General features: G+C 48.0%; 12 protein-coding genes. All 12 read left to right on the top strand.

Going from position 1 to position 15,140, the window contains the following annotated elements; genetic code table 11:
• The first annotated feature begins 4 nt into the window (after positions 1-4).
• On the top strand, positions 5-985 hold the full coding sequence (locus tag K7P76_RS14090; protein WP_232185933.1) for an aromatic ring-hydroxylating dioxygenase subunit alpha: 981 nt from the start codon (positions 5-7) through the stop codon (positions 983-985).
• A 227-nt stretch (positions 986-1,212) separates the two neighbouring features.
• Positions 1,213-2,190: a CehA/McbA family metallohydrolase gene (locus tag K7P76_RS14085; RefSeq protein WP_232185932.1), complete on the top strand. Its 978-nt coding sequence runs from the start codon at positions 1,213-1,215 to the stop codon at positions 2,188-2,190.
• 2 nt (positions 2,191-2,192) lie between these two features.
• A complete protein-coding gene (locus K7P76_RS14080; protein WP_232185931.1) occupies positions 2,193-3,149 on the top strand; it encodes a CehA/McbA family metallohydrolase domain-containing protein in 957 nt (318 codons plus the stop codon).
• Positions 3,150-3,291: 142 nt separating this feature from the next.
• Positions 3,292-4,104, top strand: coding sequence for a phosphonoacetaldehyde hydrolase (gene phnX / locus K7P76_RS14075; protein WP_232185930.1), 813 nt, complete (start codon positions 3,292-3,294; stop codon positions 4,102-4,104).
• Entirely contained in the window at positions 4,094-5,452 is a 1,359-nt protein-coding gene (locus tag K7P76_RS14070) for an aspartate aminotransferase family protein (RefSeq protein WP_232185929.1), read from the top strand. The genes phnX and K7P76_RS14070 overlap by 11 nt, the downstream gene beginning before the upstream one ends.
• Before the next feature lie 138 nt (positions 5,453-5,590).
• Positions 5,591-6,985, top strand: coding sequence for an extracellular solute-binding protein (locus tag K7P76_RS14065; RefSeq protein ID WP_232185928.1), 1,395 nt, complete (start codon positions 5,591-5,593; stop codon positions 6,983-6,985).
• 95 nt (positions 6,986-7,080) lie between these two features.
• Positions 7,081-8,013: a carbohydrate ABC transporter permease gene (locus K7P76_RS14060; RefSeq protein WP_232185927.1), complete on the top strand. Its 933-nt coding sequence runs from the start codon at positions 7,081-7,083 to the stop codon at positions 8,011-8,013.
• A gap of 20 nt (positions 8,014-8,033) precedes the next feature.
• The gene (locus K7P76_RS14055) at positions 8,034-8,864 is read left to right on the top strand and encodes a carbohydrate ABC transporter permease (RefSeq protein WP_232185926.1); all 831 of its coding nucleotides are present in this window, start codon (positions 8,034-8,036) and stop codon (positions 8,862-8,864) included.
• Complete coding sequence (locus K7P76_RS14050) at positions 8,861-9,976, top strand: ABC transporter ATP-binding protein (RefSeq protein WP_232185925.1); 1,116 nt, start codon at positions 8,861-8,863, stop codon at positions 9,974-9,976. Before K7P76_RS14055 ends, K7P76_RS14050 begins: the two co-directional genes overlap by 4 nt.
• Before the next feature lie 55 nt (positions 9,977-10,031).
• Positions 10,032-10,823, top strand: coding sequence for a DeoR/GlpR family DNA-binding transcription regulator (locus tag K7P76_RS14045; RefSeq protein WP_232185924.1), 792 nt, complete (start codon positions 10,032-10,034; stop codon positions 10,821-10,823).
• A 140-nt stretch (positions 10,824-10,963) separates the two neighbouring features.
• Positions 10,964-13,312: an RNA polymerase recycling motor HelD gene (gene helD, locus K7P76_RS14040; protein ID WP_232185923.1), complete on the top strand. Its 2,349-nt coding sequence runs from the start codon at positions 10,964-10,966 to the stop codon at positions 13,310-13,312.
• Between the two features lies 1 nt (position 13,313).
• Positions 13,314-15,137: a DNA helicase RecQ gene (gene recQ / locus K7P76_RS14035; RefSeq protein ID WP_232185922.1), complete on the top strand. Its 1,824-nt coding sequence runs from the start codon at positions 13,314-13,316 to the stop codon at positions 15,135-15,137.
• Positions 15,138-15,140: the final 3 nt, after the last annotated feature.

Genomic DNA, 15,140 nt, shown 5'->3' with positions numbered 1-15,140 from the left:
CAACATGACGGCAGATTTGTCTCCCGCCTTGCTGGAACAATGGTATCCGGCCCTGCTTTCATCGGAACTTCATGACAAACCGGTTTCCACCATGCTGTTCGGGAAACAAATCGTTCTGTTCCGGACCTCCAAGGGCGTGCATGCTTTCAAGGATCTGTGCATACACCGGGGAGTTCCTTTATCCTTGGGCCGAGTGGAAAATGACGAGTTGGTATGCGCTTATCATGGGTGGCGATACAATGGGTGCGGGGATTGCGTGAAGATCCCCTCCCTGCCGGTTGAGCGGGCTATTCCCGACAAGGCGAAGGCGAGCACGTATTCATGCATCGAACGGTTCGGACTCATCTGGATTTGTATCGGCTCTCCGAAGGACAGCGTCCCTGCATTTTTTCCCTATCTGAATGAAGAATTAAAAGTCGTGTTGATGGGACCTTACGAGCTCGCTGCTGCCGGGCCCCGGATCGTGGAAAACTTCTTGGACGTGTCGCATCTCATGTTCGTTCACGAAGGTTTGCTAGGAGACAGCCGTTTCCCGGAAATCCGGGATTACAGGGTGAATGAGGAAGTCGGCTTGCTTCGAACGGATGAGATTGTCGTATTCCAGCCGGATGCGGACGGCAGAGGTACGAGCATGAACAGCCACTATGTTTATGAGGTGTATGGACCGTTCACGGCAGCGTTAATCAAACGTAACCCTGATAATGATGAGATGTTCCATCTGTTCTTGATGGTTCTGCCGATGACGGAGCAGAAGAGCAGAGCTTTCATGCTCAAGGCCCGCAATTACGATAAGGAGGCTCCGGACGATGCTTTCATTGCGTTTCAGGACACCTTAATCGAGCAGGACCGCGTCATGGTGGAAAATCAGAAGCCGGAGTTGCTGCCGCTTGACCTCCAGATGGAACTGCACTTGAAGTGCGACCGAATGAGTATTGCATACCGGCAAAGCTTGAAGGACTGGGGAGTAACGTTCGGAACGGCATAGAACACAGTTGAAGGAAGGCCCGAGACGCTTGACGAGTTTCGGGCTTTTTGGCGTGTTTGTTGTTTGGTGTTTGGTGTTTTTATTATTTTGTTAACTATGTAAACGCATCGTTAAATATCTTTATTTCAATTGAAACCTTTCATTCCAAGCTGTATGATGAGTATAAACAACACAATACAACTTAAAAACACAAGAAAACAAAATTCATCGTAACTGGAGGAGATCTTGTGAAAAACAAAATTTATTTGGACGGTAACAAAACGAAGTATAAAGGCAACCTGCACCTTCATACGACTTGGTCGGATGGATCGTTACCGGCAGAACAGGTAGTCGTAGCTTTTAAGGAGAAGGGTTATCATTTCATTTGTTTAAGCGATCATGAAATTTATACGAGAACGGATGAGTTCAATACTGCGGATTTCATTACGATTCCCGGGATGGAAAGAGGCGGTCTGAATCCTATTCCCGATAAAGATCCGGGGTATCACTTCGGCGTTCTGGACGATCCTACCGTAGAACCTGAACGGGAAAGATTCGGTCATTTGCAGTCATTTCCCACCCCAATTCCTTGGGAAGGAGAACATTCTCCGCAACTGCTGATCGATGAGATGCGTTCCCACGGCAATCTGGTCGTGTTCAACCACCCGGAATGGCATTTAACACGGTTCGATGACGTGGTGAAATACGATCGTTATTTTGCCATTGAAATCTACAACCATGCTACGGAATGGTCGACTTCCAGTTCTTATGGCGCAGCTTATTGGGATCATGCGCTGCAGAACGGCAAACGAGTATTCGGCATCGCGGCGGACGATTCCCACGCGCATGATCGGAATTGGAAAATCCCCGAATACGGCGGGGGCTGGGTGCAGGTTCAATCGGATACCTTAACCCATGCGGAAATTGTGAAAAACTTGAAGATGGGCCATTTTTATTCCAGCAGCGGCCCGGAAATATATGATCTGCGAGTGGAAGACGGTCAACTAACGATTGAATGCTCGCCTTGCAAATTCATTATGTTCAAAGCCTTTCCGCTTAGGGGGCCATTTATCGGTAACTATGAAAATGGTGAGCCAATGTCTCTCGCATCAATGTCGATTGAAGAGGATATGCAGTACGTTCGAGTGGAATGTATCGATTTCGAAGGTAATGTAGCTTGGTCAAATCCGGTATTCGTGGCGGATTTACTTCAGGGGGGCGAATAGAGATGAGATCGATCATCTATTTGGACGGGCGGAAGCGCAAATATAAAGGCAATCTTCATACCCATTCCACGCGGAGCGATGGGCAGTACACCCCCGAAGCCGTAATGAACGCTTATAAGGATAAAGGCTACGATTTTATGTGTCTGAGCGATCATGAGATTTATTTCAAGTCGGATGCGTATGACGATGACCGCTTTATTATGTTAGACGGCTATGAAATGGCGTGCGAGATGAGTTGGCAGAAGACAGGCCAGCAGTACCATGTTCACGGGCTGCTCGATAAATCTTTAAACTCGGATAGTGAATTCGAGCATGACGAAGAACATGCGAAGCCGGATTATGAAGGTTTAAGCACGATACAGAGCATGATCGACGAGATGCGGCTTAAAGGAAACTTGATCATCATGAATCATCCGGAATGGTCCAGGAACAAGCCGGAGGATTTATTGAAGCTTCAGGGATATTTCGCGGTTGAAATCTACAACCATCAGTCGGAGCTTGATGAAGCGGTTGGTTACGGCGTTCGCCATTGGGATTACTTGCTGAAGAACGGCTGCAAAGTGTTCGGGGTTGCGGCGGACGATGCTCATGGCGGGGAATTCGACACCGCCATTTCGGAGTTTTTCGGCGGATGGGTTAGCGTTGAAGCGGAGAAGCTGCAGCAACAATCCATTATTTCCGCATTAAAGAGCGGTCATTACTATTCGTCGAATGGCCCTGAAATCGTTGACCTCCGTGTAGAAGATGGCTTCATACACATCGAGTGCTCCCCCGTGAAGTTTATTAAATTCATTACACATCCTTTCAACGGTCGCACTTTATACAATAAAGACGCTTCCCCCATAACTAAAGGAGCTTACAGGGTTGAGGGGAAAGAGCAATATATACGCGTAGAATGTGTGGACTTCGAAGGAAATACCGCGTGGTCGAATCCCATTTTCCCGGCTGAGTTGCAATAGGAGGACGCGTGAACAGCTTAGAGTTGCCATTTCGCACCCCTATGATTCGGAATGTTCAGAGCGGGCGGCGACAACTTATACACGATGAATTTATTTTTGTCACAACATATCATTATCACACAATGGAAGAGCTGATAGAAGAATGAAGGTACAAGGTATCATAATGGATTGGGCAGGAACTGTAGTAGACTACGGATGCATGGCGCCCGTTCATGTGTTCTTGGACATATTCAGATCCAAGGGGATCGAACCGACGATGGAGGAAGTACGCGCTCCGATGGGGCTTCTGAAATGGGATCATATTCAAAAGATGCTGGAGATGCCTCGAATCGGCAAGCTGTTCGAAGAGCGGATGGGTCGTCCCTATACAGACAGTGACGTGGATCATTTGCACGAAGAGTTTGAACCTAAGTTGCTCGCAATCTTGCATCGATTTGCCGATCCGATAGAGCACGTGGTAGATGTCATCAATCAATTACGGCGCAATGGCCTGAAGCTCGGCGCGACAACCGGATATAACGATGCCATGATGAAGATTGTTGCTAGTAAGGCAAATGAGAACGGGTATGCGCCGGATTACTGGCTGACGCCGGATTCGGTAAATGGCAAGGGCCGTCCTTATCCTTATATGATTTATGCCAATATCATTCATCTGGATATGGGAATGCCGTCGCAGGTTATTAAAGTCGGAGATACGGCGTCGGACATGCAAGAGGCAAGAAACGCCGGGGTTTGGGCGGTGGGCGTCGTTAAAGGCAGTTCTATATTAGGTTTAACGGTAGAAGAAGCAAATGCGATGGAGGCAAATGAGTTAAGGAATCTAATCGAAGCCGCCAAGCAGCAACTGATGGACCGCGGAGCGCATTATGTCATTGAAGACATGTCCCAATTGCCTGATATTGTCGAAGCGGTTAATAACCGCCTTAGGGAAGGAGGCGGACCCTGTGGAAATTAAATCCTTTTTAAGAACCGAAGGGGATATTAATTTATCCATGGAGCGCCAACAATGGCAGGAAACCCATTTAAGCCAGGAAACGATAGATGTACTAGAGGAAGACAGCCGTTATTTTCTTCATCAGTCGATGTCGACGCCTTGCATGAATGTCATTGCGAATGCTGAAGGCATTTATTTAGAGGATATGGACGGCCGCAAGTATATGGATTTTCACGGCAATAGCGTTCATCAAGTCGGATATAAGAATAAATATGTCATTGATGCGGTTAAGAGGCAATTGGACGAACTCCCGTTCTTGCCTCGTCGCTACACGAGTCCGATAGCCGTTCAGTTGGCACAGAAGCTGGTCGAACTTGCCCCGGGAGATTTGAACAAAGTTTTATTGACGCCGGGAGGCACGACAGCCATCGGGTTGGCGATGAAGCTTGCCCGGAAAGCAACGGGTAAGTTCAAGACGATTTCTACTTGGGATTCATTCCATGGAGCTGGCCTGGATGCGATTTCAGTCGGAGGCGAAGGAGTATTTCGAAACCGGATGGGTCCGTTGTTGCCCGGGACTGAGCATATGATGCCATACAACTCGTACCGCTGTATATTAGGCGATTGCGGCGATTGCGGCTCGAAATGCCTTGATTATCTGGAGTATATTCTGGAGAGAGAAGACGATATCGGAGCGATCATCATGGAGCCGATACGCAGTACCGATGTGCAGATTCCTCCCAAAGCCTACTTCCAGAGGCTGCGTCGGCTTTGCGATCAATACGGCGTTCTGCTCGTACTCGACGAAATTCCTACGGCGTTCGGAAGAACGGGTAAAATGTTCGTTCATGAACATTATGATATCGTGCCGGATATCGTCGTCATCGGCAAAGGATTTGGCGGCGGGGTGTTCCCGATGGCGGGGATTATCGCGCGTGAAGGTTTGGATGTAGCTCAAGATATATCCCTCGGGCATTATACCCATGAGAAGAGCTCTGTAGGTTGCGCGGCGGCATTGGCGACCATTGAATTCATCGAGAATAACAGCTTGCTTGACCATGCCGAGCGGATGGGCGTGTTCCTGGAGCATCGGCTTACGGAGATGATGCACAGGCATGAAATCATCGGAGATGTGCGCGTCAAAGGCATGCTTGCAGGGATCGAGCTTGTGACGAACAGACAAACGAAAGAAAAAGCGATAGAAGGCACGGAGAAAGTCATGTACCGGTGTATGGAGAAAGGCTTAAGCTTTAAAGTTTCAAATGGCAATGTAATCACGCTGGTGCCGCCTTTAATTACGACGCAGCCACAATTAGAGCAGGCATTAACTATCGTAGAGACATCTATCCGTGAAGTCTTTCCACAATAAACAACATTATTTCATATAAAACAACAATAAAACAAACAATTAACGTGGATTTAATCCTCCTTTTACACTATGGTTCTATACTAAGCTTGTATGAGAGAAAAAATACGAGTGAAGAGTCCATAAGGAGGATTCAATGAAATGAAGAAACTTGTTGCTAGTGCGTTAAGTATTGTCATGTGCGCGGGTTTTTTAGCTGGTTGCGGAACAAATAACGAAGCTGGGAACTCAATGGCATCGAGTAGTACCAACAGTAGTACCAGCAGTGTCAACAATGGCGACAAGGCAAAGGAAGTTACCATTTCTGTCCGCGAGAACACCTGGGGAGCACGCAAAGACAACTTTATCGAGGCCGAAAAGCGTTTGAATGAAGAGCTGAAAGCTGAAAATGCTCAAGTGAAAATCGATTGGTGGCCAGGAATAGGCGACGATGAATTGATTCTTCAAGCGCAAGCGGGCAAAATTGCGGATATTTTCATTAATTCGAGCGTCGACATTGGGTGGCAGCTCAACGCAGGGCTTATTCGCGAGATCGATTGGGTTAAAGATTCCAATGTATTCAAGAGCGTTCCCGATTCCTATACGAATATTATGAAATACGATGGTCATTATTATGGCGTTATTCAAGATATGGATGCATCTCCGGTATTTATTAGCCGCAAAGCTCTGCTGGGATTGGGCTGGACGGACGAACAGGTCGATGGCTTGAAGGCTCGTGTCGATAACGGAGATTTTACATTTGGAGATCTGGTGAACTTAGCGGACGATGCGAAGAAGAAGAACTTGGTTAAAGTCGGCTTCGCTGTAGAAGATACGAGATTCGAAGGCTGGAACTATGCGTATGGCAATTATAACTATGACCCGGAACAGAATAAATTAGTGCTTGCCGCTCAAGCGAAGGACGTATATTCATTCTGGTCCGATGCCGTGAAACGCGGTGTCATTACCGAAGGTATCGGCGATATCGACACGGACAAAGCGGCTCCTATGTTCATTAAGGGCGACATCTTCGCTGAATTCGCCCGTACGGAGTTTTACCAAATGATGCGTGAAGCAAACGGCATGAAAGATGATATCGAGGGCTACAACAAGTGGTTCAAGGAGAATGTGATTTGGATTCCGATCCCGGCAGCGACAAAAGGCGGAAAGCCATCTTCATTCAGCAACCCGGCCTTGATATACGTTGGTCCGAAAGTGGACGATGAGAAAATGCCGTATGTGCAAAAATTGATCGAGCATGTCCTTGATCCCGATCTGCAGGTCAACCATACAGTAGCGAGCGGTAAATTGCCTGTAACGCCGGAAGCTCAAGAGGATGCGCGCTTTAAGGCGATGGACTTTTACAAAGACCATGCGTACTTAGTCGAGTTCACCCGCGCTCGTCCGCCGCAGCCGGATTATGCCATTTTTGTTAAGGGCTATACTTTAGGGGTTGATGCTATCCTAACTAAGGGTAAATCTCCCGAAGAAGCTTACGATTTATTCAAGAAGGAAGTCAAGCAAAACGTCCCTGCGGATCATGTCATCATTGAGTAAATAGCAGTAAGTGGATTCATTCTATGGAAAGGTGCTCTAATCATAGGTTAGAGCACCTTTCCATTTAACATCAAGAAAGCGGGTGAAAAGTTGGCATGGAAAATGCGGCGTCTCGGCAAATTTACAAGAAACCGTTTACTAAAAAAATATACCCGTATTTATTTATAGCACCGTTTGCGTTACTTGTGTTTGTGTTTTTTATTTTGCCTGCCATCGCAACGATCGTCATGTCCTTCACGGATTTGAACGCCTCTATGAAACCCAAATTCGTCGGAGTGACCAATTTCACAAGGATTTTCTCCGATTACAATCTTCCGCAAATATTATGGAATACGGCAATCTTTGCCGTTCTATCATTAGCCATCTCTTTGCTCTTCGCATTAATCATTTCGATTGCCACACAGTACTTTCTTAAAGGTAAATTATCAGCTGTCCTATACAGAGTGTTATGGCTCATTCCAAGTATTATTCCCGCTGTCGTCTATGTGACCTTCTGGAAATATGTATTCGATCCAACCGAGGAAGGGTTTCTCAATAGCTTAATGCAGCAATTCGGGATTGTATCCGATCCGGTGTCTTGGTTTACGAAAGGTGCAATGGCAATTGTTATTTTAGCGACGATCGTTTCCACTATTTCCGGAGGCATGATTCTGTTGTCCGCAGCGATCAACTCGATACCCGAAGATTTATACAAAGCTGCTCGGGTGGATGGCGCAAGCGAGAAATCGGTCATTACGAAAATTATTATGCCAACCTTAAAGTGGCCGTTAATGTATATTACGATCTCGGAGTTGATTGGCTTCGTATCGTCTTATTTCTTCATTATGCTATTGACGGGCGGCGGGCCGATGAGGGATACAACAACACTGTCTTTATATGCCTATCAACAAGCCTTTAACTTGAAGTATTACGGCTATGGCGCCGCAGTGTCTTTAATCGTCGTGTTTATCTCATTCATTCTAACCTTATTCTTTTTACGCCTATTTGATTTCGACCAAATGATTAGACCATCGAGAATTGAAGATTAGCATCCAACGGAGGTAACTTGATGTCACCCAGTACGCTGAAAAAAACGCTCGTTCACACGTACATGACGTTGTTTACATTGCCGATTATAGCGATGATTGTATGGTATTTTCTATCGGCAACGATGAACTTTACAACAGGGCAATTTTCATTGGACAATTTCGCTTTTTTCCAAGAGCCGGTGGAGTATTCCGGAGTGAAGCTGCCGTTAATTTGGCCGATCGTATTCAATACGATTATTTATTCGCTGTTAATCGTCGCCGTCGAGGTATGCATTTCCGTTCCTACGGCGTACGCCTTTTCCAGATTGGATTTCAAAGGGAAACGGGCTGCGATGAAGTTTCTATTTCTCATGAGATCCTTTCCGGGCATTACGTTAATTATCGCTACTTTTTTTATCCTAGTTCAAATGCAGTTGGTCAACACTTATTTAGGCGTCTTGTTGGTGGCGATCACGGGTTCTCTTCCTGGACGGGTTTATATTATGAAAGGCTTTTTCGACGATGTGCCTTGGGACATCGAATGGGCGGCAATGGTCGACGGTTGTACCCGGTTCAGAGCATTTAAAAAAGTACTGGTTCCCTACGTTCTGCCCGGGATCGGCGCGATTGCCGTATTCTCGTTTCTCGGAGCTTATGGGGAGTGGTTTTTGTTCAAGCTGCTTATTTTCAATGACGATATGCTGACATTGGCAGGCTATTTGTCTAAATTAATTACGAAAGAAAATCAAATCGTCAATTACGGCCTGATTACCGCCATCGGATTATTTTATACGCTGCCGATCGTTGTGTTCTATATATTCACCCAAAAGATTTTCATGAGCGTTAACTTGGGAGGAGCTAAGCAGGTATGATTACTTTGAAAAATATCGTGAAGGAATACGAAGGTAAGCAAGAGGGTAACAAAGCTGTGGACGGTCTGGATCTCGAGATAAATAAGGGCGAATTCGTCGCCTTGCTTGGACCTTCCGGATGCGGGAAAACAACGACTTTAATGATGCTTGCGGGGCTGCTTAAGCCGACATCGGGTGAAATTTATTTCGGCGGCAGGCTGGTAAATCATGTGGAGCCGAAAGATCGCAACATTGGCATGGTGTTTCAATCTTATGCGTTGTACCCTCATCTGTCAGTGAGAGATAATATCGCCTTTCCGCTTAGAGAAAGAAAAATTCCTAAGCTGGAAGCTTATGAACGTGCGAAAGAAACGAGCAAAATCTTGCAAATCGATCATTTGCTTGACCGTAAGCCCGCCCAGCTTTCCGGCGGACAGCAGCAACGTGTAGCTATGGCTCGGGCTTTATCCAAAAATCCGGAAATATTGCTGCTCGATGAGCCGATGTCAAATTTGGACGCACGTCTGAAATTGGACGTACGTGATGAAATTCGCAAAATCCAGCGTAATTTGGGCGTGACAACGATTATCGTCACTCACGACCAAGAGGAGGCACTCGCGATTTCCGATCGGGTCGCGATCTTAAACGGCGGCAAAATCCAGCAGTACGCGCCTCCGAACGAGCTGTTCAACCATCCTGTGAATCTTTTCGTGGCAAGCTTTCTCGGCAATCCTCCGATGAATTTGGTGAAGGGTACGCTTGAGGAGAAATCCGGCAATCAAGTTGTCGCGACGAATGGCTTCGAGTATGTGCTTCCAGAGGATAGAAGGCTGGATAAGACGCATATGGGAAAACAGGTTCTGTTCGGGATCAGACCGCATGACATTATGATCTGCGATTCGACAGACATGCAAGCGATTAAGATGAAGATTGATTTGGTCGAACATTTAGGCAGCGGTAAGCTGGTAAAAGCGATTGATCCGCAACATAAACTCGAAACGATGATTCGAATACTGACAGGCAATGAAATTGAGGTTAATTCGGGGGATAACGTCTATATCAAATTCAAGGAGCGTAAATTTCACATTTTCGATATGACAGATAACGGTGTTAATCTACTGCAATACCGGTAATGCGGAAGGGGGATTGTGGTATAATTGTTTATAAATATGAAGGGGGAAGAGCCGGGTGTCGCTCGCGGGTGAAGAGAGAAAATCGAGCATCATGAATTTACTCAATGAAAAAGGGAAAGTGATTGCAAATGAGCTTGCTCAGCTTTTCGATGTTACTACGGAAACGATCCGCAGAGATCTCGACGAGCTTGAAAAGGATAATAAATTAAAAAAAGTGTATGGCGGCGCTGTTAAATTCAAAGTTGAAGTAGAGCCCGCGCATTACGAAAGAGAGTTCATTCATGCGGAAGCTAAACGGAAGATCGGTTTCCTGGCAGCAGGCTTAATCGAGGACAACGATGTCATTGTTGTTGATGAAGGAAGCACGGCGCTGCAGATTATTCATTTCTTGGATAACAAACACAATTTGACGATATTAACAAGCTCCATACCCGCACTTATGCTGCTTATTGAACACCAAAAACGAGGCTCCTTCGATGGTAAAATTATTTTTATCGGCGGGGAAGTCAACGCAAAACATCTGCGAGTATCCGGCCCAATTGCTGAGAAAATTATGGAAGACTTCTATGTGAATAAGTCATTCGTTTCCGTTGACGGCGTTTCCTTGGAAAATGGCGTGACGAGCTACGATTACGATAGAGCCGTATTCACACGTAAATTAATTCGCAGTTCAGAGACGGCTATCGTTGTCGCTGATCACTCTAAAATCGTTAAACGTACGGTAGCCAAAATTGCCGATCTTCAAGATATCCATATCATCGTATCTGATCAAGCACCTCCAACGGAATGGATTGCAAAGCTAAACAATATGGATTTAAGGTGGATTAATCCTCCGAACAAATCATAAAGCATCCATATCCAGATACAGCGAAACAACTATGATAAGTTGCGACGCTGTTTTTCTTTTTTAGAGTGTAGGTTGCACTCATCCGATGAGCATGATACAACATAGAATACGAAGGTTTTGTGTAAGGAGTTGGAGAAATATTGAACGAACAAGTTTCATCTCGAGATGAGGAAGAACAACGGCTGCTTGTCGTGCTTGAACAGGTGAGTCGTCGTATGCGCAAGGAGTTGTCTCTGCTCGGGGATCGGCGGGAGGACGTTGTCGGCATTCGCCAAGATTTCTGGGATGACGTGCGGATGAATTTCTCCGATTCAACGGAAGTTGGCGAGACATGGAGCAGCATCGTGCAGCAGGCGGAATTGCTTGCGGAGCGGGAACGCAGCCACCGGGTTGCATCGGAAATGGTGGAACGACTGACTCGTCAGTTCGATTCGCCTTATTTTGCGCGTATTGATTTCGCGGAAAAGGGCGGCGAGGACGAGGTCATCTACATTGGACGTGCATCGCTTGTAGGGGAAGACGGCGAAACGTTCTATGTTTACGATTGGCGAGCTCCGGTATCCAGCCTGTTTTATGACCATGAGCCAGGACCGGCTTCCTATCGCATTCCTGATGGGGAAATGGAGGGCGAGCTTAAACTTAAACGGCAGTTCGTCATTCGAGGCGGGCAATTAAAGCACTTATTCGATACGTCCGAGACGGTCGGAGATGAAATTCTTCAGGCCGTATTATCCGAAGGCTCGGATACAGCGATGAAAAGCATTGTTGCCACGATACAGAAGGAACAGAATTGGATTATTCGTGATGAAAAACACAAGCTGCTTGTCGTTCAAGGTGCCGCGGGAAGCGGGAAAACATCTGCCGCTTTGCAGCGGATCGCCTATTTGCTCTACCGGTTTCGCCAGTCGTTGGGGCCGGATCAGATTATTATGTTCTCGCCGAATCCTGTGTTCAAGGGATATATTTCCCGTGTGTTACCGGATCTAGGCGAAGCGAATATGAGACAAATGACATTCCGGGAGTTGATCGAAGCCCGGATAGGTCGGCGTTTCGAGGTGGAGGATTTATTCTCGCAGACGGAGATTTTGGCGGCTGAAGATGGAACGCCTGAGGGCGAAGCGAGAGAGCGATCGGTTCGGTACAAAGGCTCGGAGCATTTCTTCATTACGGTCGAAAGTTATTTAAAAAGGCTTGAGCAAGACGGCGTTCGGTTTCGCTCGTTACGGTATCGCACGGAAACGATCGTATCGGCAGAGGAGATGGCTGAACGGTTTTATAGCGTTCGGGCATCGGAAGGTTTCGGCGCACGTGCATCCGGGTTGCGGCGTTGGCTGCTTGAGCGTCTGAAAGCATGGGTGGAATCCCAACTGGATGAAGCTTGGGTTGAAGAGGCAGCGGAGTTAGTAGATAGCGAAGATATTCAGCGAGCCTATGTCGATGTAAGGCGGAGAGGCGGTTTCCACGATGAAGTGTTCGATGATGAGGAGCAGATGAGCGTAAGGCTTAAGAAGAGGGTAGCGGAAGCTGCAGTGGATCCGCTTGTCAAAGCGGTTCGGCGCTACAGGTTCCTGGATGCAGTAGCAACTTATCGGGAACTGTTCGAAAGCCGAACTTTGTTCACGTCCTGTTCGCCGGACGGCAAGCTGCCGCTTGGTTGGGAGTGGATGTCGCAGCGCTCGGAAGAGACGATGGGGCGCAAGGCGATCGATCATGAGGATGCAACGCCGCTCATGTATGTACTTGAAGCTTTGGAAGGATTCCGCCTTGTTGAAGGCGATATTCTTCATGTGTTCGTGGATGAGGCGCAAGATTATTCGCCGTTCCAAGCGGCCTATTTACGTAGGCGGTATCCGCGTGCTCGGCTGACTGTACTTGGAGATTTCAATCAAGCGATCTATATTCAATCGCAGGAAAGCGGCGGATTCAGCGGATGGACGCGGTTGATGGCGCCGGATGTGACTTCCGTATTGCGGTTAACAACAAGCTATCGCTCGACGGAGCCGATCGTACAATATACGAAAGGCATTCTAGCCGCGGAGGATGCGGTTGGCATTATTCCTTTTCAGCGTAAAGGGGAAGCACCTAAGGTTATTGCATGCAAGGACGGCGGACAATTAGGCGACAAGGTTGCCGAAGATATTAACGGGCTGCTTGCCAAAGGCTACGGTACGATTGGCGTCATTACGAAGACAGCTCATGAAACGGGCAACGCATCGGCATTGCTGAAGGAGTTGCTGGCGGACGAGGTGCCGGTTACGCTTGTAACCGGAGCATCGGCCGAGCTGCCGAAGGGCGTGTCGGTTCTGCCCTCTTACTTGGCGAAAGGCATCGAGTTCGATGCCGTTCTCGTATGGGATGCCTCATCAGCGCGCTACGGCAAAGAGAAGGATCGCAAGCTGCTGTATACCGTCTGCACCCGTGCCCTGCACGTTCTCCACATCTACCATACAGGCGAAGCTTCTCCTTGGCTGCCTGAGCAAGGAGGCTGAAATGAATCAAGCGGCTTTGGAAGTTCTACGGACTTATTACGGTTATGATCAATTTCGCACGGGACAAAATACGTTAATCGAAGCCATTTTGTCCGGTAAAGATGTGCTCGGCATTATGCCGACCGGCGCGGGGAAGTCAATCTGTTATCAAGTGCCGGCATTGCTACTGCCCGGCGTTACTTTGGTTATATCGCCGCTAATTTCGTTGATGAAGGATCAGGTGGATGCGCTTCATGCAGCAGGTATCGAGGCTACTTTCATCAATAGCTCGCTGTCCCTGAAAGAGACGAATGAGCGGATGCGGAACGTGGCCGCGGGCCATTACAAGCTGTTGTATGTCGCGCCGGAAAGATTAGAATCCGAGTATTTCCGCGAGATGGTGCAACGGCTTGAAGTGCCGCTCATTGCGGTTGATGAAGCGCATTGCGTATCCCAGTGGGGACATGATTTCCGTCCGAGCTACATGACGATTATTCGGCTGCTGCGAGACATCGAGCCTCGTCCGGTTATGGCGGCGTTCACGGCAACCGCTACGGATGTCGTTAAGGACGATATCGTTGAGCGTCTTAAGCTTCGCGCGCCTGTAAGAATAACGACCGGCTACGCGCGCGATAATCTTGCGTTGACCGTTGTTCGCAATGCGGATAAACGCGATTATGTCGCAAGATTCATCCGGGAGCATTCGGATCAGGCAGGCATTATTTATGCATCGACTCGTCGTGAGGTGGAAAGCGTATTTTCTTTCGTACACTCGATGGGAGTACCGGTAGGCAAGTATCATGCAGGACTAAGTGAAGAGGAACGCGGCGCCACTCAAGATGCATTTCAAAGGGACGATTTGCAGATTATCGTTGCGACGAACGCTTTCGGAATGGGAATCGACAAGTCCAACGTCCGTTTCGTGATCCATAACAATATGCCGAAAAATCTGGAAGCCTACTATCAGGAAGCGGGCCGTGCCGGACGGGATGGAGAGCCGGGAGAATGCGTGCTGCTATTCTCGCCGCAGGACGTGGTGACGCAGAAGTTTTTCATCGATCAGAGCGAAGCCGGGGAAGAGCGGAAGAAAAACGACTATCGGCTGCTTAACGAGATGGTTCAATATTCGCATACCGGGGATTGTCTGCAACAGACGATCGTGCGTTATTTCGGTGAGGAATCTAGTAAGCCTTGCGGGACTTGCGCTAACTGTACGGATACGAGGGAGCAGAAGGATGTCACGGAGGATGCAAAGCTCATTTTCGCGTGCATTTCCGAAATGCGTCAACGGTTTGGGGTAACTTTGACGGCTAAGGTGCTTCGAGGCGCGAACGATGCGAAGATCAAGCAATTTTACTTTGATAGGTTGAGGACGTACGGGTTGATGAAGCAGATGCCGGAGAAACAATTGGTGCAGCTTATTCATGCTCTCGTTGCGGACGGTTACTTGCGAATGTCGGATACGGCCTACCCAGTCGTTCAATTGACGGAGCAGGTGCTGGCCGTCATGAACGGGGAAGAGCGCGTCTATCGGAAGGTCGAACCGGAAGCACCGGTTGTTTCCCGCGGCACAAGGTCTTCTTCGCGTTATGGCAGTTCAGCCGGCGCGTCGAACGGGGTCGCTGTCGATACCGATTTGTTTAACGCGCTGCGCCAGCTTCGCAAACGGATCGCCGATTCGGAGAACTTGCCGCCATTCGTTATTTTCCACGACTCCACGCTTCGGGACATGTGCATAGCAATGCCGATGACGGAGCGGGCGATGCGGGCGGTCAAAGGTATCGGGGACGCGAAATACGCGAAGTATGGCCAGGCTTTTCTTGAACTCATTCAGCAGTATGGCTAAGTA

The organism is Cohnella silvisoli (assembly GCF_021190915.1).
GTDB lineage: Bacteria > Bacillota > Bacilli > Paenibacillales > Paenibacillaceae > Cohnella > Cohnella silvisoli.
The sequence above is the reverse complement of the archived record's forward strand: the minus strand, read 5'-3'. Positions and strand labels throughout refer to the sequence as shown.

Excerpts from the sequence above, each read along its gene's own strand:
- K7P76_RS14090 (WP_232185933.1), top strand. The coding sequence starts at position 5 with ATGACGGCAGATTTGTCTCCCGCCTTGCTGGAACAATGGTATCCGGCC.
- K7P76_RS14080 (WP_232185931.1), top strand. The coding sequence starts at position 2,193 with ATGAGATCGATCATCTATTTGGACGGGCGGAAGCGCAAATATAAAGGC.
- phnX (WP_232185930.1), top strand. The coding sequence starts at position 3,292 with ATGAAGGTACAAGGTATCATAATGGATTGGGCAGGAACTGTAGTAGAC.
- K7P76_RS14065 (WP_232185928.1), top strand. The coding sequence starts at position 5,591 with ATGAAGAAACTTGTTGCTAGTGCGTTAAGTATTGTCATGTGCGCGGGT.
- K7P76_RS14060 (WP_232185927.1), top strand. The coding sequence starts at position 7,081 with ATGGAAAATGCGGCGTCTCGGCAAATTTACAAGAAACCGTTTACTAAA.
- K7P76_RS14055 (WP_232185926.1), top strand. The coding sequence starts at position 8,034 with ATGTCACCCAGTACGCTGAAAAAAACGCTCGTTCACACGTACATGACG.
- K7P76_RS14050 (WP_232185925.1), top strand. The coding sequence starts at position 8,861 with ATGATTACTTTGAAAAATATCGTGAAGGAATACGAAGGTAAGCAAGAG.
- recQ (WP_232185922.1), top strand. The coding sequence starts at position 13,314 with ATGAATCAAGCGGCTTTGGAAGTTCTACGGACTTATTACGGTTATGAT.